Source organism: Burkholderia sp. (genome assembly GCF_018375725.1).
In the GTDB taxonomy this organism is placed as follows: domain Bacteria; phylum Pseudomonadota; class Gammaproteobacteria; order Burkholderiales; family Burkholderiaceae; genus Burkholderia.
On record NZ_JAHACR010000051.1, the window covers coordinates 1 to 18,682 of the forward strand.

18 protein-coding genes and 1 pseudogene are annotated in these 18,682 nt (G+C 67.4%); 11 read left to right on the forward strand and 8 right to left on the reverse strand.

Annotated features, from left to right (window positions below):
- Positions 1-170, forward strand: a 170-nt coding sequence (locus KH616_RS09160; RefSeq protein WP_292242112.1) for a tetratricopeptide repeat protein, incomplete at its 5' end; no start/stop codon positions are given.
- 79 nt (positions 171-249) lie between these two features.
- Here the strand turns inward: KH616_RS09160 and tcdA are convergent.
- The gene (gene tcdA / locus KH616_RS09165) at positions 250-1,104 is read right to left on the reverse strand and encodes a tRNA cyclic N6-threonylcarbamoyladenosine(37) synthase TcdA (protein WP_292242084.1); all 855 of its coding nucleotides are present in this window, start codon (positions 1,102-1,104) and stop codon (positions 250-252) included.
- Between the two features lie 129 nt (positions 1,105-1,233).
- Between tcdA and pdxH the strand changes: the two genes are divergently transcribed.
- The 3 genes from pdxH to KH616_RS09180 all read left to right on the forward strand — a co-directional run bounded on the left by pdxH (position 1,234) and on the right by KH616_RS09180 (position 4,593).
- Positions 1,234-1,878 (forward strand): pyridoxamine 5'-phosphate oxidase, encoded by a 645-nt coding sequence (gene pdxH / locus KH616_RS09170; RefSeq protein ID WP_292242087.1) that lies wholly within the window; start codon positions 1,234-1,236, stop codon positions 1,876-1,878.
- 115 nt (positions 1,879-1,993) lie between these two features.
- Positions 1,994-3,214 (forward strand): cyclopropane-fatty-acyl-phospholipid synthase family protein, encoded by a 1,221-nt coding sequence (locus KH616_RS09175; RefSeq protein ID WP_292242090.1) that lies wholly within the window; start codon positions 1,994-1,996, stop codon positions 3,212-3,214.
- A gap of 23 nt (positions 3,215-3,237) precedes the next feature.
- Positions 3,238-4,593: a DUF72 domain-containing protein gene (locus tag KH616_RS09180; protein WP_292242092.1), complete on the forward strand. Its 1,356-nt coding sequence runs from the start codon at positions 3,238-3,240 to the stop codon at positions 4,591-4,593.
- Between the two features lie 58 nt (positions 4,594-4,651).
- Here the strand turns inward: KH616_RS09180 and msrA are convergent, their stop codons facing one another.
- The gene (gene msrA, locus KH616_RS09185; RefSeq protein ID WP_292242094.1) at positions 4,652-5,209 is read right to left on the reverse strand and encodes a peptide-methionine (S)-S-oxide reductase MsrA; all 558 of its coding nucleotides are present in this window, start codon (positions 5,207-5,209) and stop codon (positions 4,652-4,654) included.
- A gap of 203 nt (positions 5,210-5,412) precedes the next feature.
- On the opposite strand from msrA, the gene KH616_RS09190 reads away from it, so the two are divergent.
- Complete coding sequence (locus KH616_RS09190) at positions 5,413-5,922, forward strand: flavin reductase family protein (protein WP_292242097.1); 510 nt, start codon at positions 5,413-5,415, stop codon at positions 5,920-5,922.
- Here the strand turns inward: KH616_RS09190 and KH616_RS09195 are convergent.
- Positions 5,909-6,409: an Lrp/AsnC family transcriptional regulator gene (locus KH616_RS09195; protein ID WP_292242099.1), complete on the reverse strand. Its 501-nt coding sequence runs from the start codon at positions 6,407-6,409 to the stop codon at positions 5,909-5,911. The genes KH616_RS09190 and KH616_RS09195 overlap by 14 nt on opposite strands.
- A gap of 130 nt (positions 6,410-6,539) precedes the next feature.
- Between KH616_RS09195 and kynB the strand changes: the two genes are divergently transcribed.
- From kynB to KH616_RS09225, 6 genes and pseudogenes are all read left to right on the forward strand, one after another.
- Positions 6,540-7,181: an arylformamidase gene (gene kynB / locus KH616_RS09200; protein ID WP_292242114.1), complete on the forward strand. Its 642-nt coding sequence runs from the start codon at positions 6,540-6,542 to the stop codon at positions 7,179-7,181.
- A gap of 27 nt (positions 7,182-7,208) precedes the next feature.
- Complete coding sequence (kynU, locus tag KH616_RS09205; protein ID WP_292242115.1) at positions 7,209-8,459, forward strand: kynureninase; 1,251 nt, start codon at positions 7,209-7,211, stop codon at positions 8,457-8,459.
- Between the two features lie 78 nt (positions 8,460-8,537).
- Entirely contained in the window at positions 8,538-9,455 is a 918-nt protein-coding gene (gene kynA / locus KH616_RS09210) for a tryptophan 2,3-dioxygenase (RefSeq protein ID WP_292242116.1), read from the forward strand.
- A 257-nt stretch (positions 9,456-9,712) separates the two neighbouring features.
- A pseudogene (gene dalD, locus KH616_RS09215) lies at positions 9,713-11,107 on the forward strand (D-arabinitol 4-dehydrogenase).
- Positions 11,108-11,194: 87 nt separating this feature from the next.
- Positions 11,195-12,676, forward strand: a complete 1,482-nt coding sequence (gene xylB, locus KH616_RS09220) for a xylulokinase (protein WP_292242101.1) — start codon at positions 11,195-11,197, stop codon at positions 12,674-12,676.
- A gap of 79 nt (positions 12,677-12,755) precedes the next feature.
- The gene (locus tag KH616_RS09225; RefSeq protein ID WP_292242103.1) at positions 12,756-13,754 is read left to right on the forward strand and encodes a sugar-binding transcriptional regulator; all 999 of its coding nucleotides are present in this window, start codon (positions 12,756-12,758) and stop codon (positions 13,752-13,754) included.
- 94 nt (positions 13,755-13,848) lie between these two features.
- On the opposite strand, the gene ugpC is transcribed toward KH616_RS09225, so the two are convergent.
- The 5 genes from ugpC to KH616_RS09250 form a co-directional block, all read right to left on the reverse strand.
- Positions 13,849-14,970 carry a sn-glycerol-3-phosphate ABC transporter ATP-binding protein UgpC gene (gene ugpC / locus KH616_RS09230; protein ID WP_292242104.1) on the reverse strand — a complete coding sequence of 374 codons (1,122 nt, stop codon included), beginning with the start codon at positions 14,968-14,970 and terminating at the stop codon, positions 13,849-13,851.
- A 142-nt stretch (positions 14,971-15,112) separates the two neighbouring features.
- Positions 15,113-15,967 carry a carbohydrate ABC transporter permease gene (locus tag KH616_RS09235; RefSeq protein WP_292242106.1) on the reverse strand — a complete coding sequence of 285 codons (855 nt, stop codon included), beginning with the start codon at positions 15,965-15,967 and terminating at the stop codon, positions 15,113-15,115.
- A complete protein-coding gene (locus tag KH616_RS09240) occupies positions 15,964-16,908 on the reverse strand; it encodes a sugar ABC transporter permease (protein ID WP_292242107.1) in 945 nt (314 codons plus the stop codon). The genes KH616_RS09235 and KH616_RS09240 overlap by 4 nt, the downstream gene beginning before the upstream one ends.
- Before the next feature lie 96 nt (positions 16,909-17,004).
- Entirely contained in the window at positions 17,005-18,330 is a 1,326-nt protein-coding gene (locus tag KH616_RS09245; protein WP_292242108.1) for a sugar ABC transporter substrate-binding protein, read from the reverse strand.
- A 119-nt stretch (positions 18,331-18,449) separates the two neighbouring features.
- Positions 18,450-18,682: SDR family oxidoreductase (locus KH616_RS09250; RefSeq protein ID WP_292242110.1), on the reverse strand; the 233-nt coding region annotated here is incomplete at its 5' end.

Here is an 18,682-nt window from a genome sequence, read left to right on the forward strand (position 1 = left end):
GGCTCGCGTACGAAGGCGCGCTGGAGCAGTTGCTGGACATTGTCCTGCGCGACCGGACCTACGGCGACGACCTCGGCCGCAAGACGATGATTTCGGTTTTCGAGCTGGCCGGCGACCACCCGGAGCTGGTCGCGGCCTGGCGCCGCAAGCTGAGCATGGCGCTCAACTGAGGCGAGCGATTCGCGCGGCCGGCATGCTGTGCCGGCCGTCGGCGCCCCCGCCGCGCGCGTCACCGCCGCACGCGGTGCCTTACGCTGCCGCGCGTGCGGCGATCGCCCGCAGCGCATGCGCGGCCGCCGCGAAGCCGAAGCTCGCGGTCACGCACACGCTCGAGCCGAAACCCGCGCAGTTGAGCCCCGCCACATGCGCAGCCGCGGACGGTTCCGTGCCGTCCTCGATGTCGCATGCCGCGGCTTCCGGATAGATCAGCGGTTCGTCCGAATACACCGCGCTGACCTTGAAACGCGCCTTCGGCCCGCGCGGAAAGCCGTGCTGCTTGCGCAATTGCGCGCGCACCTTCGACAGCAGCGGATCCTGGATCGTCAGCGCAAGATCGTCGATGCGGATCCGCGTCGGGTCGAGCTGGCCGCCCGCGCCACCCACCGTGACGAGCGGCTGGCCGCGCGCCACGCACCATGCGATCAGCGCGACTTTCGTACGCACGCTGTCGATCGCGTCGATCACGTAGTCGAAGCCGCCGCCGAGCAATGCGTCGAAATTGTCCGGCTCCGCGAAATCCTCGATCCGGTTCACGCGGCAAGCGGGATCGATCAATGCGATCCGCTCGGCCATCGCATCGACCTTCGGCTTGCCGTAATTGCCGTCGAGCGCATGGATCTGCCGGTTGGTGTTGCTTTCGGCGATGTTGTCGAGGTCGATCAGCGTCAGTTCGCCGACCGCCGTGCGCGCCAGCGCCTCGGCCGCCCACGAGCCGACCCCGCCGATCCCGATCACCGCGACATGCGCGCGCTCGAACGCAGCAAGCGCCGGCGCGCCATACAGCCGCGCGATACCGCCAAAGCGCCGCGCGCGATCCACGTCAAGCTGGTTCAATGGGCTCGGGGTAAGATCGGAACTGTTCGGGGCAGCAGTGGTAAAGGACATGGCGGCGCGGAAATCGTGAATCGTGCAGCCCTCTATTTTGCCTGATCGCCGCGCCCCCACACGCCACTTGCATACACGATTCTTCCGCCCTCGCTATACTGACCCCAGATTGAAGCGTTCGCATAACACATGACGACTCTCGCCGATCTCCGCATCAACTATTCGCGTGCTTCGCTCGACGAAGCCGACGCCGCTCCGAACCCCTTCGCCCAGTTCGACCGCTGGTTCAAGGAGGCGCTCGACGCCAGGCTCCCCGAGCCGAACACGATGACGCTCGCCACCGTCGGCGAAGGCGGCCGCCCGTCCGCCCGCATCGTGCTGATCAAGGGCGTCGACGAACGCGGATTCGTGTTCTTCACCAATTACGAGAGCCGCAAGGGCCGCGATCTGGCGGCCAATCCCTACGCAGCGCTGCTGTTCTACTGGATCGAGCTCGAGCGCCAGGTTCGGATCGAAGGCCGCATCGAGAAAACGAGCGCCGACGAAAGCGACCGCTATTTCTCGTCGCGCCCGCTCGGCTCGCGCATCGGCGCATGGGCGTCCGAGCAGAGCGCGGTGATCGACAGCCGCGCGACGCTCGAGGCGCGCGAAAAGGAGATCAGCACACGCTTCGGCGACGATCCGCCGCGCCCGCCGCATTGGGGCGGCTACCGCCTCGTACCCGATTCGATTGAATTCTGGCAGGGCCGCCCGTCGCGGCTCCACGACCGTTTGCTGTATACGCGCGACGCCGCGTCGCCGCACGGCTGGACGATGTCCCGCCTGTCGCCGTAAACGCCGGACTGCACGGCCGCCGCACGTATTCGCGGTATCCGGATGCCCGCTTCGCGAGCGGGCGCCGGTCGAGAAACCTGGCTGTATTCGATTCAACGAACAACGGAGATTGCTAATGTTCTGGGAAAAGAAGCTGGCACAGTGGGCAGACGAAGTGCGGTCGAAAGCGAACATACCGGCACGGCTCGTGCTGTGGAACGGCGAACAGCACGATTTCGGCACGTTCGCCGCGCCGCAGGTCACGCTGAAGGTCAACAACGCGTCGGCGCTCCCGCTCCTGCTCGAGCCGAGCCTCGACAATCTCGGCGAAGCCTACGTGAAGGGCAAGATCGATATCGAGGGCAAGCTGTCCGACATCATCGACATCGGCTATTCGCTCGCACGCAGCACGGCGTCGAGCGCAGGCAAACTCGCGCGCGTGGCGCGCTACTTCAGTCACACGAAGAGTTCGGACAGGAAGGCGATCCAGTACCACTACGACGTGTCGAACGACTTCTACAGGCTGTGGCTCGACGAGAACATGGTCTACTCGTGCGCCTACTTCGAGAACGGCGACGAAGACCTCGCCACCGCGCAGATCAAGAAGATCGACCACATCCTGACCAAGATCCAGCTGCAGCCGGGCCAGCGCCTGCTCGACATCGGCTGCGGCTGGGGTGCGCTGGTGCTGCGCGCGGCGGGCAAGTTCGGCGCGCGCTGTGTCGGCGTCACGCTGTCTCAGAATCAGTTCGATCTCGCGACCGCGCGCGTCAAGGCCGCCGGACTGCAGGACCGGATCGAGATCCGCCTGCAGGATTACCGCGAAGTCGAAGGCCAGTTCGACCGCATCACGAGCGTCGGCATGTTCGAGCACGTCGGCCGCAAGAACCTGCCGCTCTACTTTTCGCGCATCCGCGAACTGCTCGTCGACGACGGCGTCGCGATGAACCACGGCATCACGTCGAGCGACGCGGACAGCGGTGAAACAGCGCTCGGCGGCGGCGAGTTCATCGACCGCTACGTGTTCCCGGACGGCGAGCTGCCGCACATCGGCCTCGCGCTCGAGGCGGCGCAGCGCGCCGGGCTCGAGGCGGTTGACGTCGAAAGCCTGCGGCGGCACTATGCGCGCACGCTCGACATCTGGACCGAGAACTTCGAACGCAACGCCGAGGCGGCCAGGAAGCTCGTCGACGACGAAAAATTCCGCATCTGGCGCGTCTATCTGGCCGGATGCGCGTATGCGTTCGAACACGACGACGTGTCGATCTTCCAAATCGTGTGCCGCAAGGCCGGGCGCAGTGCGAAAACGCTGCCGTGGTCGCGGCGCTATATGTACGAACACGCGCTGCCGCGCTAGGCGGCGCTCTACGCACGGCATGCATGGGTGACGGCAGGACGCGGCGCAATGCGCCGCCCGACCGTCGGCGGGACGATCCGGAACGGGCGTCCGCCGACGGACAATTCGATCTGTTCGGTGCGGGATCCGCCGGCCCGGGCTCACTTCCCTCGAAGGACGGCGACACACATCGCGCATCCCGCGACGACACCCTGCGCGCCCGGGCGGACGCGAGCGGTGCGGCACAAAACAAGGCAACCGCACCGCTCCCGCCGGCGCGCATCGCACGCGAACGCCGCGTAACGGTCCGCGAAGATGCGCCGCCCGGCGGCCGGGCGGCGTCGCCGCAGGACATGCCGTCGACCGGCATGCTCTGGGACGAATCTGCGCTGCCTTCGTCCGGACAGACCCAACGCCGACGCGGCGTGCCGCCCGCCCCCATTACGCCGGACGTTGCCGCTGCCGCCGCCGCGCTCCCTGCCCACGTTCGGCTCGGTACGTCGTCGTGGTATTTCCCCGGCTGGAACGGCATCGTCTACGACGGCGATTTCGCACCGACCAAGCTGTCGCGCGAAGGGCTCGAAGCCTACGCCGCGCATCCGCTGCTCAAAAGTGTCAGCCTCGACCGGTCTTTCTACGGACCGCTTTCCGTCGCCGATTACCTGCGCTATGCGCAACAGGTGCCCGACGATTTCCGGTTCGTCGTCAAGGCGCCGGCGTCGGTCACCGATGCGGTCGTGCGCGGCCGGCGCGGCGAGCCGGCCGGACCGAATCCGACCTTCCTCGACGCGCGCATCGCCACCGACGAATTCGTCCGGCCATGTCTCGACGGGCTCGGCAAGAAAGCCGGCGTGCTGGTGTTCCAGTTCTCGCCGCTGCCCGACACGCTGCTCGCCGATCCGGCGGCCTTGATCGACCGGCTGAGCGCGTTCTTCACCGCGCTGCCGCCGCTGCCGCCCGAGCCGGACGGCACGCGCTACGCGGTCGAGATCCGCGATGCGAGCCTGCTCACGCCCCGCTTTATTCGCGCGCTCGCCGCACTGGGCGTGCGCTACTGCGTCGGCCTGCATGCGCGGATGCCCGACCCGCAGCGTCAGGCGGCCGCGCTCGCTCTGCTCGACGGCGACGCGCCCGGCCCATTGATCGTGCGCTGGAGCCTGCATGGCGGCTTCAAGTACGAGCAGGCGAAGGCGAAATACGAACCGTTCGACCGGCTCGTCGACGAGGATCCGGACACCCGCGCGGCGCTTGCCGAACTGGCCGCGCGCTACGCGCTGGCCGGACAGCCGGTCATCATCACGATCAACAACAAGGCCGAAGGCTCCGCACCGCTGTCGTGCATCGCGCTCGCCCGCGAGATCGCCGCCGCGTGCGTACAAATGCGCCGCGGCAACGCGTAGGAGCGGCTCACGTCGGCAGAAAGCGGCACCCAGCGCCGTTCCGCTCTCCCCACGCAGCTCACGCGCCGCGCGACTTCAGCCGATGAGCGAACTTCCGGCGGAATTTCGCGAGCTTCGGCCCGATCACGACCGCGCAATAGCCCTGCCCCGGATTGCGCGCGTAGTAATTCTGGTGATAAGCCTCGGCCGGCCAGTAGTTGCCGTTCAGCGGCTCGACCTGCGTGACGATCGGCGCCGCAAAGACCTGCTCGCCCGCCAGCTCGCGGATCACGTCGAGTGCCGTGTCGCGCTGCGCATCCGAATGCGTGAACACGACCGACCGGTATTGCGTGCCGACGTCGTTGCCCTGCCGGTTGAGCTGGGTCGGGTCGTGCGTCGCGAAGAAGATCTCGAGGATCTCGCGATAGCTGATGCGGGCCGGATCGAACGTCACATTGACGACCTCCGCGTGACCGGTGTCGCCGTCGCACACGTCGCGATAGCCCGGATTGTCCGTCTGGCCGCCCGCATAGCCCGATTCGACCGCCGTCACGCCGTCGACATCGAGAAACACCGCTTCCGTGCACCAGAAACATCCGCCACCGAGGGTGGCCACTTCGCTTGCCGCTTGGTTCATCGCTGCTCCTTGAATGTGCGTTGCGCGCCGCGCGCGGGTCGCGCCCGAATGCACCGCTCCGACACGTCGCACCGGCCCGGCCGGCGCGATTCCGCTAGAATCGGGCCATTCGTCCAAATTTCCAGACTGACCGCCTTGTCGCCTTTCTCCTGCTTCGCCCGCCGCGCGACCCGCGCGCATGCTTTGTTCCGGACGGCCGCCCGATGAGCCGCGCGACCCCGCCGAATTTCGATGCCGCCGCGTTCCGGATGGCGCTCGGCCAGTTCGCGACCGGCGTGACCGTCATCACGACGCGCGCACCGTCCGGACAGCTGATCGGCATCACCGCGAGCTCGTTCAATTCGGTGTCGCTCGACCCGCCGCTCGTGCTGTGGAGTCTTGCGCACAGGTCGGCGTCGATGCCGGTGTTCCGCAGCAACAGCCACTATGTGATCAACGTGCTGGCCTCGTCGCAACTCGAACTGTGCAAGCGCTTCGCCACCTTCAAGGGCGACCGCTTCGAAGGCATCGCGCACGCGGCCGGCAATTCCGGCATGCCGGTGCTCGACGGCGCACTCGCCTGGTTCGAGTGCCATAACCGCAGCCGCTACGACGAAGGCGACCATGTGATCTTCGTCGGCGAAGTCGAACGCTGCGGCGTCCATCCCGACGCGGCCGGCGCCGCACCGCTCGTGTTCCACGGCGGCGGCTTCCACGGCCTCACATCACTTTGATCGCCCCGATGCGCGCCAGTGCCACCGGCGCGCCCGCCTCGTCCTTCAACGTCTGCAGCACGATGTTCGAACGGATGTCCATCACGCCCGGCGCCTTGTACAGACGGTTCAGCACGAAATCCGAGTAGTGCTTGAGGTTGTGCGCCAGCACCCGCAGCAGATAGTGGCTCTCGCCCGTCACGACGAACGCGCCCACCACTTCCGGCCATTCACGCAGCGCCTCGGCGAAACGCTCGTGCCATTGCGTCTGCTCGTTGCGCATCGACACCTGCACGAACGCCTCCAGCTCGAAGCCGAGCAGCTCGCGGCTCAGGCAGGCGCGGTAGTGCTCGATCACGCCCTGCTCCTCCAGCAGACGCATGCGCCTCAGGCATGCGGACGGCGATAGCGAGATCCGCTCCGCCAGATCGAGGTTGCTGATTCGGCCATCCTCCTGCAGTACGGCGAGAATCCGGCAGTCGGTGGCATCGAGCGTGATCGCGTGCATTTTTGGTCTCCGTTTTCCCTATGCTTCGAATTATCTGCCAATCCCGCGGATTGTCCATGCCTATTTCGCAAGCACTTTCTGCGACTGTCCACCTATCATGCGAAGCATCCATTTCCTGTTTCGCAACTGCATGGTCAAGCTCTGGGACATCTCGCCGCCGGTCGACCCCGCCACCCCCGTGTGGCCGGGCGACACGCCGGTTTCGGTCGATCGCGTCTGGCGCATGGAAGCGGGCTCGCCCGTCAACGTCGCACGCCTGACGCTGTCGCCGCATACCGGCGCGCACGCCGACGCACCGCTCCACTACGACGCCGACGGTGCGGCGATCGGCGCCGTGCCGCTCGACGCCTATCTCGGCCCGTGCCGGGTCATTCACTGCATCGGCGCGTCGCCGGTCGTGCGGCCCGCGCACATCGCGGCAGCGCTCGACGGCGTGCCGCCGCGCGTGCTGCTGCGCACCTATGCGCAAGCGCCTGCCGCGCAATGGGATCCGAATTTCTGTGCGGTCGCGCCGGACACCGTCGATCTCCTCGCCGATCTCGACGTGCAGCTGATCGGCATCGACACACCCTCGCTCGACCCGCAGGCATCGAAGACGATGGATGCGCACCGCCGCATCCGCGCACGCGGGATGGCGATCCTCGAAGGCCTCGTGCTCGACGACGTGCCCGCGGGCGACTACGAACTGATCGCGCTGCCGCTCAGGCTCGCGACGCTCGACGCCAGCCCGGTGCGCGCAGTGCTGCGCGCGCTGCCCGACCGTACTGCCTGACTTCCATTACCGACCGTTCACATGATGATCAAGACCCGTGAAGATGCGCTCGCGCTCGACCGCGACGACCCGCTCGCCCGACTGCGCGACCAGTTCGCGCTGCCCGAAGGCGTGATTTATCTCGACGGCAACTCGCTCGGCGCGCAGCCGCGCGCGTCGGCCGCCCGCGCGCAAAGCGTGATCGGCGCGGAATGGGGCGAAGGCCTGATCCGCAGCTGGAATACCGCCGGCTGGTTCGCGCTGCCGCGCCGCCTCGGCAACAAGCTCGCGCCGCTGATCGGCGGCGCGCAGGACGAGACGGTCGTCACCGATACGATCTCGATCAACCTGTTCAAGCTGCTGTCGGCCATGCTGCGCTACCAGGCGGCGCGCGCGCCGGAACGTCGCGTAATCGTGTCGGAGCGCTCGAATTTCCCGACCGACCTGTATATCGCGCAAGGCCTGATGGCGCAGCTGGGCGAGGACTACGAACTGCGCCTGATCGACGATCCCGCCGATCTGCCCGGCGCCCTCGGCGAGGACACGGCGGTCGCGATGATCACGCACGTGAACTACCGCACCGGCTATATGCACGACATGCCTGCCGTGACGCAGCTCGTCCAGCAGGCGGGCGCGCTGATGCTGTGGGATCTCGCGCACTCGGCGGGCGCAGTGCCGGTCGACCTGAACGGCGCGCAAGCGGACGGCGCGGTCGGCTGCACCTACAAGTACCTGAACGGCGGCCCCGGTTCGCCCGCGTTCGTCTGGGTTCCCAGGCGCCATCACGCGCATTTCGAGCAACCGCTGTCCGGCTGGTGGGGACATCGCGCGCCGTTCGCGATGCAGCCCGAGTTCGTGCCCGATCCGGGCATTGCGCGCTTCCTGTGCGGCACGCAGCCCGTCGTGTCGATGTCGATGGTCGAATGCGGGCTCGACGTGTTCCTGCAGACCGACATGCATGCGATCCGCCGCAAGTCGCTCGCGCTGACCGACGCGTTCATCGCGCTCGTCGAGTCGCGGTGCGCAGGCCACGCGATGAAACTGGTGACGCCGCGCGCGCATCATCAGCGCGGCTCGCAGGCGAGCTTCGAGCATCCGCACGGCTTCGCGGTGATGCAGGCGCTGATCGCGCGCGGCGTGATCGGCGACTACCGCGAACCGCACGTGCTGCGCTTCGGCTTCACGCCGCTCTATACGCGCTTCGTCGACGTGTGGGATGCCGTCGAAACGCTGCGCGACATCCTCGACACCGGCGCATGGCAGGCGCCCGAATTCGCCACGCGGGGCGAGGTGACCTGATCCCCGGCGCCGGCGCGCGATGCGTGCGCCGGGCCGATGCCATTCATTCCTGGGAGACAAGTCGTGAATTCTGGTCATATGCAGCCGCCCGGCAACGACGCGCCGGCGGGTTGTCCGTTCTCGGGCGCGCGCACGCAGCACGAAGGATCGCACGTGCCGGGCGACGCCGGCGATGCCGCCAGCTGGCACAACGCGCAGCTCGATTTCTCGAAGTCGATGAGCTACGGCGATTATCTGTCGCTGCAGTCGATCCTGAATGCGCAGCATCCGCTGTCGCCGGATCACAACGAGATGCTGTTCATCATCCAGCACCAGACGAGCGAACTGTGGATGAAGCTCGCGCTGTTCGAACTGCGCGCGGCGCTCGACGCCGTCCACCGCGACGCGCTGCCGCCCGCGTTCAAGATGCTCGCACGCGTGTCGCGCATTCTCGAGCAGCTCGTGCAGGCGTGGAACGTGCTCGCGACGATGACACCGTCCGAGTACTCGGCGATGCGGCCGTATCTCGGCCAGTCGTCGGGCTTCCAGTCGTATCAGTACCGTCAGCTCGAATTCCTGCTCGGCAACAAGAATCCGCAGATGCTGCATCCGCACGCGCACCGGCCGGACATCCTCGCGCAGGTGCGCGCCACGCTCGAAGCGCCGCCGCTGTACGACGAGGTGATCCGCCTGCTCGCACGGCGCGGCTTTCCGATCGCGGCGGCACGGCTCGAGCGCGACTGGACGCAGCCGACGCAGCACGACGAAACGGTCGAGGCCGCGTGGCTCGAGGTGTACCGCAACCCGCAGCAGCACTGGGAGCTGTACGAGATGGCCGAGGAACTGGTCGATCTCGAGGACGCGTTCCGCCAGTGGCGCTTCCGGCATGTAACGACCGTCGAACGCATCATCGGCTTCAAGCAAGGCACCGGCGGCACGAGCGGCGCGCCGTATTTGCGCAAGATGCTCGACGTCGTGCTGTTCCCCGAGCTGTGGCACGTGCGGACGACGCTATAACGCACGCGATACGCCCGCCGTCACGACGACGTGCGGGCCAGCTCCTCCCTTTCGCGCGCCACCGACTGCGCGCGCGAAGGGCGCTGACGCCCTCTCCCGACCGGCCGCCGGTTCACGCCTCTTCCCGCGCGCCACCGCAGCACAGCATCGAAACCCTGCACTGCCATCTTGACTTCCGGCCGCCCGAAAACGATCATTCGCTCATACAACGAACAAATGATCAATCGCGGCTGCTTGCGGCCGCCAGGAGACATCCGATGAGCGAGCCGTCCACCGCCAGTCCGCCCGTGCTGCTGCATATCGGCGCGGGATCGTTTCACCGCGCGCACCAGGCGTGGTATCTGCATCGCGTGAATGCGGCCGCGCCGGTCGACGAACGCTGGTCGCTGACCGTCGGCAATATCCGCGACGACATGCACGCGACGATGGAGGCGCTCGCCGCGCAGCACGGCGCCTACACACTCGAAACCGTCACGCCGCAAGGCGAGCGTGCGTACGAAACGATTCGCGCCATCGCCCGCGTGCTGCCGTGGACCGCCGATCTCGCCGCGCTGATCGATGCCGGCGCCGATCCGGCCTGCCGGATCGTGTCGTTCACCGTTACCGAAGGCGGCTACTACCTCGACGAACATGACCGTCTCGACATCGCGAATCCGGATCTCGCGGCGGATCTGCAAGGCGCGCGCACGACGCTGTACGGCGCGCTCGCCGCACTGCTCGCGGCGCGCATGAAACGCGATGCCGGCCCGCTCACGCTGCAAAGCTGCGACAACCTGCGCAGCAACGGCGCGCGCTTTCGCGCGGGGATGCGGGAATTCCTCGAACGACGCGACCAGCCTGCGCTGCTCGACTGGTTCGACACGCACGTGACGTGTCCGAGCGCGATGGTCGATCGGATCACGCCGCGCCCGACGGACGACGTAAGCGCGCGCGTGCGCGCGGCGACCGGTGTCGACGACGCATGACAGGTCATGGGCGAATCGTTCATCCAGTGGGTGATCGAGGATCGCTTTGCGGCCGGCCGCCCCGCGTGGGAGCGCGCAGGCGCGGCGCTCGTCGACGACGTGCATCCGTACGAGGAAGCGAAGATCCGCATCCTCAATGCAACCCACAGCTGCATCGCGTGGGCCGGCACGCTCGGCGGCCTCTCGTACATCCACGAGGGCACGCACGATCCGGCGATCCGCCGCTTTGCGCACGACTACGTGACGCAGGACGTCATCCCGTGCCTGAGCCCGAGCCCGCTCGATCTCGCCCGTTATCGCGACGTCGTGCTCGAACGCTTCGGCAACCCTTACATCCTCGACACGAACCAGCGCGTCGCCGCCGACGGCTTTTCGAAAATCCCCGGCTTCATCGCGCCGACGCTCGCCGAATGCTTCGCGCGTGGCGTCGAACCGGTCGCGACCGCGGTGCTGCCCGCGTTGTTCCTGCGCTTCCTCGAACGCTGGGCGAGCGGCGCGCTGCCCTACGCGTATCAGGACAGCGTGATGGACGCCGACGCCGCGCGCGCGATCGTCGCCGCGGGCGATCCGGTCGCCGCGCTGTGCGCGGATCGCCAACTGTGGGGTTCGCTCGCGGGCAAGCCGGCACTGTCGGATGCGGTGCGCGCAGGCCTCGCACGCGTCGACGCGTGGCGCGCGCCACGCTGACGCGCCGCCGGCCTGTCAAACCGGCATTGGCATGCAGCGCCCCGCGCGGCTAAAGTAGCGGCTCCTCAATGACGGAACGGATGGCGCATGTATCTCGGCATCGATCTCGGCACCTCGGAAGTGAAGGTTCTGCTGCTCGCCCCGGACGGCACGGTCGTCGGCACCGCCGGCACACCGTTCACCGTGTCGCGGCCGCATCCGCGCTGGGCGGAGCAGCATCCTGACGCGTGGTGGCACGGGACGCTCGCGGCGCTCGCCGCGTTGCGCGCGCGTCATCCCGCAGCGTTCGCGCAGGTGCGCGGGATCGGCCTGTCCGGACAGATGCATGGCGCCGTGCTGCTCGATCGCGACGATCGTGTGCTGCGGCCCGCGATCCTCTGGAACGACATGCGCAGCGCCGACGAATGTGCGGTGTTCACCGAACGCGCACCGGATCTGCATGCGCTCGCGGGCAATCTCGCGATGCCGGGGTTCACCGCGCCGAAACTGCTGTGGATCGCACGGCACGAGCCCGACGTGTTTGCCGCGACGGCGTGCGTGCTGATGCCGAAGGACTACCTGCGCTTCCGGCTCACGGGCGCGAAGGTGTCCGATCCGTCCGACGCGGCGGGCACGCTGTGGCTCGACGTCGCGCGCCGCGACTGGTCCGACACGCTGCTGGCGGCGTGCGGCATGACGCGCGATCAGATGCCGCGCATCGTCGAAGGCAACGCGCCGTCCGGCACGCTGCGCGCCGACATCGCGCGCGAACTGGGGCTGTCCGAGGCCGTCGTCGTCGCGGGCGGCGGCGGCGACAACGCGACGAGCGCGCTCGGTATCGGCGCGATCCAGGCGGGCGACGGCTTCGTGTCGCTCGGTACGTCCGGCGTGCTGAGCATCGTCGGCGACCGCTTCATGCCGAACCCGGCATCCGCCGTCCACGCGTTCTGCCATGCGATTCCCGAACGCTGGCAGCAGATGAGCGTCGTGCTGTCGGCCGCGAGCTGCCTGCGCTGGGTCTGCAAGCTGACCGGCACCGACGAGCCGGCCCTGCTCGCCGAAGTCGCCACGCTCGACGCCCGCGCGCTCGCGACCGCACCGCTGTTTCTGCCCTATCTGTCAGGCGAACGCACGCCGTACAACGATCCGTATGCGCAAGGCGTGTGCTTCGGCATGACCCACGCAACAGAACGCGCGCATCTCGGCTACGCGGTGCTGGAAGGCGTGACGCTCGCGCTCGCCGACGGTCTCGACGCGCTGCATGCGGCGGGCGCCGAGACGGACAGCCTGTCGCTGATCGGCGGCGGCGCGCGCAGCGCGTTCTGGGCACAGCTGATCGCCGATGCGCTGAACGTGCGCACGCGCCAGCATGGCGGCGGCGAAACAGGCGCGGCGCTGGGCGCGGCGCGGCTCGGCTGGCTGGCGGTCGGCGGCGATCCGCAGACGGTGCTGACCAAGCCGCCGGTGCATGCCGAATACACGCCCGACGCCGCACGCCACGCAGCGCTGCGCGAACGCCTGAACGCGTTCCGCGAGCTGTACCGGCACGTGTGCCCGCTCTACGCACCGTCTCGCGCACGCCTCGCATGAGCGGAGCGGCCGGCCGCCGTGCCTGCGTGGCGAGCGGGTGAACCGCCGCCGGGCGTCGAGTGCGGTACAGTGCGTACCATTGCGTCGCCCGCCGACTCGCCCAGATCCGAATCGAATCGCTATCGTGCCCAAGTCCTCAGAAAAACTCGATCTCGCCACGCGCGCCGCGTGGCTCTACTACGTCGCGGGCGATACGCAGAACGAAATCGCCGAGAAGCTGCAGGTGTCGCGACCGGTCGCGCAACGTCTTGTCGCGTTTGCCGTCGAGAAGAACCTGATCCGCGTGCGCGTCGATCACCAGCTCGCCGACTGTCTCGATCTTGGCGCACAGCTGTCGAAGCGCTACGGTTTGTCGATGTGCGAAATCGTGCCCGTCGACGCTGACGCGCCCGAAGCGATCGACCGCAAGCTCGCGGTCGCCGGCGCACAGGTGATGGAGCGCTATCTGAACGACACGCGGCCGATGGTGATCGCCGTCAGCAGCGGCCGCACGCTGAAGGCCGCGGTCGCCCAGATCGCACAGCTCGACCGGCCGCAGCACCGGCTTGTGTCGATGGTCGGCGCGATCGCCGCGGACGGCTCGTCGAACCGCTACGACGTCGCGCAGGACATCTCCGAGAAAACCGGCGGCAAGCATTTCCTGCTGCCCGCGCCGCTGTTCGCCGACAGCGACGCGGAGCGGGCGCAATGGTGCAATCACCGGCTCTACCGGATCGTCGAGGCGCTGTCCGGCGAGGCGGACGTCGCGTTCGTCGGAATCGGCAATATCGGGCCGCACTGTCCGCTGTTCGAGGACGGCTTCGTCACCGCGCAGGAACTCGACGAAATGATCGCGCTCGGTGCGGTCGCCGAATTGCTCGGCGTGCCGATCGACGCGCAAGGACATCGGATCGCAGGCTCGACAAGCGCGCGCGTGACGAGCATATCGCTCGATGCGCCGCCCAGGCGGCCGACGATCGCGTTCGCCGGCGGCCCGCGCAAATGCGACGCGGTCATCGCCGCACTGCGCGGCGGGTGGCTGTCCGGGCTCGTGACGGACGAGACCTGCGCGCGTGCGGCGCTGGCGGCGCGCGCGTAACGTCCGGCATCGGAAACCGGCGGCTGCGGTTCCGTCAGGCGGCGACGGCACTCCCCTTCATGCCATCCATCGTCCCCGCTGCCCGCGCACCGCGTCACGCCGCCCTTGCGTGCGGACGCACACGCCGAAACGCCTGTCCCTTGTCGTCGAACAGATGGCAATGCTCCGGTTCCGCAAAGACGTGCAGCCGCTCGCCCGTGCGATACGTATCGAGCGGCGGAATCCGCGCGATCAGGCCGTCCGGCGCGACCGGCGATTCGGCGTACAGGTAAGCCGCATCGCCAAGCGATTCGACCGCCATCGTCGTGACGGCAACGCCCAATGCGACCGCTGCCGCATCGGTGCCGACCGTCAGATGTTCGGGACGGATCCCGACCGTCACCGCCGCGCCGCGCTGCAAGCCGGCTGCATCGACCAGGACCCGCTGGGCCTCGCCGCTCGCGAAACGCACCCGCACGCCGTCGGCCGCGACCGAGTCGACGATGCCGCGCAGGAAGTTCATCTTCGGCGACCCGATGAACCCTGCAACGAACTGGTTGGCCGGCGCGTGATACAGCGTATTCGGCGTGCCGACCTGCTGCACGCGTCCCTCCGACAGCACGACGATCTTGTCCGCGAGCGTCATCGCCTCGACCTGGTCATGCGTCACGTAGATCATCGTCGTCTTCAGTTCGCCGTGCAGCCGCGCGAACTCGAGCCGCATCTTCACGCGCAGCGCGGCGTCGAGGTTCGACAACGGCTCGTCGAACAGAAACACCTTCGGCTTGCGCGTGATCGCACGGCCGATCGCGACGCGCTGCCGCTGGCCGCCTGACAGCTGCTTCGGCTTGCGGTCGAGCAGATGGTCGATGTGCAGGATCTTCGCCGCGTGGCGCACCGCCTGATCGATCTCCGGCTTCTTCGCGCCGGCGAGCTTGAGGCCGAACGCCATGTTGTCGTACAGCGTCATGTGCGGATACAGCGCATACGACTGTAACACCATCGCGATGCCGCGCTTCGCGCTCGGCACATCGTTGACCTTCGCGCCGTCGATCAGCAGGTCGCCGCCCGAGATCGCCTCCAGCCCCGCGATCATTCGCATCAGCGTGGATTTTCCGCAGCCGCTCGGGCCGACGAACACGACGAATTCGCCGTCGGCGATGTCGAGGTTCACGTCGCGCAGCACGTCGTTGTCGTCGTAGCGCTTCGCGATATTGCGCAGGAGCACGCTTGCCATGGTTTGTCTCCGTTCGAGTAGTGATGCGCCGCCGGCAGGCGGCCGCTCATTCAGTTCGGCAGCCACGCACCGGTCGCATGCCAGCGCGCGACGTGGTCGGGCAGCGCGTGCATGTCGTCAGCTTGCGGATCGTGGCCGGCGCTCATTTCACGGCTCCGAAGGTCAGCCCGCGCACCAGCTGTTTCTGCGACAGCCAGCCGACGACCAGGACCGGCGCGACCGCCAGCAGCGATGCGGCGGACAGCTTCGCCCAGAACAGGCCTTCCGGACTCGAATACGATGCGATGAACACCGTCAGCGGCGCGGCGTTCGAACTGGACAGGTTGATGCTCCAGAACGCCTCGTTCCAGGACAGGATCACGAGCAGGAGCGCGGTCGAAGCGAGGCCCGGCAGCGCCATCGGCATCAGCAGGTAGACGATCTCCTGCCACGTCGATGCGCCGTCGATGCGTCCGGCTTCGAGGATGTCCTTCGGAATCTCGTTGAAGTACGTGAAGGTCATCCATACCGCGATCGGCAGATTGATCAGCGCATAGACGATCACGAGGCCCGACACCGTGTCGAGCAGGCCCGCGCTCTTCCACAGCAGATAGATCGGCACGAGCACGCCGACCGACGGCATCATCTTCGTCGACAGCATCCACATCAGCACCTTTTGCGTGCGCCGGTTCGGGAAGAACGCCATCGCGTACGCGGCGGGCACCGCAAACAACACGCAGATCGCCGTCACGCCCGCCGAGATCAGCACCGAATTCCATGCGAACGCAAAGTAGTTGCTGCGCGCCAATACCTCGCGGAAGCTGTCCAGCGTCGGCACGAAGAACAGCGTCGACGCGTACGCCTGCTGTTCGGTCTTGAATGCCGTGATCGCCATCCAGAAGATCGGGAAGAACAGCGCGAGCGCGATCAGCCACGCAAGCGTGCCGGGCAGCGCGCGCCGCAGCATGCCGAACACGGCCGGCACGCGGCGGACGGGATCGAGAGTCAGGTCGCTCATTGGTCGTACTCTCCTTTCAGGTTGCGCGCGAGCATCCGCACGAGGAAGAACGACACGACGTTCGCGACCACGACGGCGAGAATCCCGCCCGCCGACGCCAGCCCGACGTCGAACTGCTGCAGCCCGAGCGCATAGATCAGGTACGACAGGTTGGTCGTCGCGTTGCCGGGGCCGCCGCCCGTCGTCGTATAGATCTCGGCGAAAATCGACAGCAGGAAGATCGTCTCCATCATCACGACGACCGCAATCGCGCGCTTCAGATGCGGCAGCGTGATATGGAAGAACATCGCGAACGGGCCGGCGCCGTCGATGCGTGCGGCCTCCTTCTGCTCCTGGTCGAGCGACTGGATCGCAGTGAACAGGATCAGGAATGCGAACGGCAACCATTGCCACGCGACGATGACGACAACCGCCGTCAACGGATAATCGGCGAACCAGTCGATCGGCGCGAAGCCGAGCGCGCGCATCGCGTTCGCGACGAGCCCGTACACCGGATGCAGGATCATGTTCTTCCAGATCAGTGCGGAGACCGTCGGCATGACGAAGAACGGTGCGATCGCGAGCAGGCGCGCGATGCCCTGTCCGTAGAACCTGCGATCGAACAGCACCGCCATCAGCACGCCGCCGACCACGGTGATCGCCAGCACCGCGCCGATCAGCGCGAGCGTGTGCCCGATCGCCGGCAGGAATGACGGATCGGTCGCGAGAAAACGATAGTTGTCGAATCCGGCGAAGCCCTTCATGTCCGGATTGAGCAGGTTGTAGCGCGAGAACGAGAACCAGATCGTCATCGCGAGCGGAATCGACATCCACAGCAGCAGCACCGCGACGGACGGCGAGACGAGCCAGCCCGGGCCGCCGCGCGGACGGTTCCGCGCGGACGGCGGCGACATGTCGCCGACCGGCACCGGATGACTCAGGGGAAGACGTAAGTGACGCATGATCGGGGCTCCTCCGAGGGAAATGCGGGCGCGGCTGCGCGCCCGTCTTGCCGTTGCGACGCGCGCGCCGTGCGTCCATGCGCGGCGCGCCTCGCGTCACTTCTGGCAACCGGCCTGCCGCACCGCGCGGTCGGCGGCCGCCTGGCCCGCGACGAGCGCCTGATCGACGGTCGATTGCCCCGCCACCGCGCCCGCGATGCTTTGCCCGACAACCGTGCCGAACGACTGGAATTCGGGAATGCCGACGTATTGCACGCCCGTATACGGCACCTTCAGCGCGGACGGATCGGTGGGATCGGCCGATTCGATCGCCTTCAGCACGAAGTCGGAGAACGGCGCGGCGGCCTTGTACTCGGCACGCTGGTACGTCGACGTGCGCGTGCCCGGCGGCACCGACGCCCAGCCCTCATCCCTGGCGACCATCTCGACATACTGCTTCGACGTCGCCCACGTGACGAACTTCCTTGCCGCATCCTGCTGCCTCGACGTCTTCGGAATCGCGAGCGCCCATGCCCACAGCCAGTGCGAGCCTTTCGGCGTCGACGCCACCGGCGCGGCCGCAAAGCCGATCCGGTCCGCCACCTGCGATTGCTGCCTGTTGGACAGCATCCCGGCCGCGACCGTGGCATCGATCCACATCGCGCACTTGCCCGACGCGGTCAGGGTCAGGTTTTCGTTGAACCCGTTCGAGCTCGCCCCCGGCGGCCCGTTCTTCTTCAGCAGGTTCGTGTAGAAGCCGATCGCCTTCTTCCATTGCGGCGACGTGAGCTGCGCGTTCCATTTCTCATCGAACCATCGGCCGCCGAACGTGTTCACGAGCGTCGACACGTACGCCACGTTCTCGCCCCAGCCCGCCTTGCCGCGCAGGCAAATCCCGTAGACGCCCTTCGACTTGTCGGTCAGCTTGGCCGCGAATTCGGCGATCTGGTCGTAGGTCGGCTGGTCGGGCATCCTGAGCCCTTTCGCCGCGAACAGATCCTTGCGGTAGAACGTCATCGAGCTTTCGACATAGAACGGCAGCGCGTAGAGCTGACCGTTGTACGACAGGCTGTCGCGCGCGGTCTTCACGATGTCGTTCAGATCGTAGTCGGCCGGCAGGTTCGCGATTGGCGCGAGCCAGCCGCGCTTGCCCCACTGCGGCGTCTCGTAGGTGCCGATCGACATCACGTCGAACTGGCCGCTGCCGGTCGCGATATCGGTCGTCGCGCGCTGACGCAGCACGTTTTCCTCGAGGATCACCCAGTTCAGCCTGATGTCCGGGTTCGTCTTCTCGAACACGGCCGACAGCTTCTTCAGCTCGATCATGTCGGGATTGTTCAGCGTCGCGATCGTCAGCGTCGCCGCGTGCGCGGCGCATGCGGCAGTCGCCAGCGCGGCGCCGGCGACGAGGCGGGCAGCAGCATCGAGCATCTTTCGTGGCATGGCATGTCTCCGGTGTCTTATTGATGTGTCGTCAGTCAAGCCGTGGCCGGTCAGCCTCAGGCGGGCCAACCGCGCCCGTGTCGGGCAGCGGACGAAGGGCGCATGGGCGCCGCCTCATGTCAGCTCATCCAGTTGCCGCCGTCGACATTGAGCGTCTGGGCCGTGACGTAGTCGGCATCCGCCGATGCAAGGAACAGTGCGGCGCCCGTCAGGTCGGCAGGCACGCCCATCCGGCCGAGCGGCACCGCCTCGCCGACCTGCCGCTTCTTCTCGCCGGGCGCCCGGCCTTCGTAGCGAGCAAACAGCGCATCGACCTGATCCCACATCGGCGTATCGACGACGCCCGGCGCAA

What these genes read in the sequence shown, in the direction of transcription:
- tcdA (WP_292242084.1), bottom strand. Translation starts at nt 1,104, where the DNA reads ATGTCCTTTACCACTGCTGCCCCGAACAGTTCCGATCTTACCCCGAGC.
- pdxH (WP_292242087.1), top strand. Translation starts at nt 1,234, where the DNA reads ATGACGACTCTCGCCGATCTCCGCATCAACTATTCGCGTGCTTCGCTC.
- KH616_RS09175 (WP_292242090.1), top strand. Translation starts at nt 1,994, where the DNA reads ATGTTCTGGGAAAAGAAGCTGGCACAGTGGGCAGACGAAGTGCGGTCG.
- KH616_RS09180 (WP_292242092.1), top strand. Translation starts at nt 3,238, where the DNA reads ATGGGTGACGGCAGGACGCGGCGCAATGCGCCGCCCGACCGTCGGCGG.
- msrA (WP_292242094.1), bottom strand. Translation starts at nt 5,209, where the DNA reads ATGAACCAAGCGGCAAGCGAAGTGGCCACCCTCGGTGGCGGATGTTTC.
- KH616_RS09190 (WP_292242097.1), top strand. Translation starts at nt 5,413, where the DNA reads ATGAGCCGCGCGACCCCGCCGAATTTCGATGCCGCCGCGTTCCGGATG.
- KH616_RS09195 (WP_292242099.1), bottom strand. Translation starts at nt 6,409, where the DNA reads ATGCACGCGATCACGCTCGATGCCACCGACTGCCGGATTCTCGCCGTA.
- kynB (WP_292242114.1), top strand. Translation starts at nt 6,540, where the DNA reads ATGGTCAAGCTCTGGGACATCTCGCCGCCGGTCGACCCCGCCACCCCC.
- kynA (WP_292242116.1), top strand. Translation starts at nt 8,538, where the DNA reads ATGCAGCCGCCCGGCAACGACGCGCCGGCGGGTTGTCCGTTCTCGGGC.
- xylB (WP_292242101.1), top strand. Translation starts at nt 11,195, where the DNA reads ATGTATCTCGGCATCGATCTCGGCACCTCGGAAGTGAAGGTTCTGCTG.
- ugpC (WP_292242104.1), bottom strand. Translation starts at nt 14,970, where the DNA reads ATGGCAAGCGTGCTCCTGCGCAATATCGCGAAGCGCTACGACGACAAC.
- KH616_RS09235 (WP_292242106.1), bottom strand. Translation starts at nt 15,967, where the DNA reads ATGAGCGACCTGACTCTCGATCCCGTCCGCCGCGTGCCGGCCGTGTTC.
- KH616_RS09240 (WP_292242107.1), bottom strand. Translation starts at nt 16,908, where the DNA reads ATGCGTCACTTACGTCTTCCCCTGAGTCATCCGGTGCCGGTCGGCGAC.
- KH616_RS09245 (WP_292242108.1), bottom strand. Translation starts at nt 18,330, where the DNA reads ATGCCACGAAAGATGCTCGATGCTGCTGCCCGCCTCGTCGCCGGCGCC.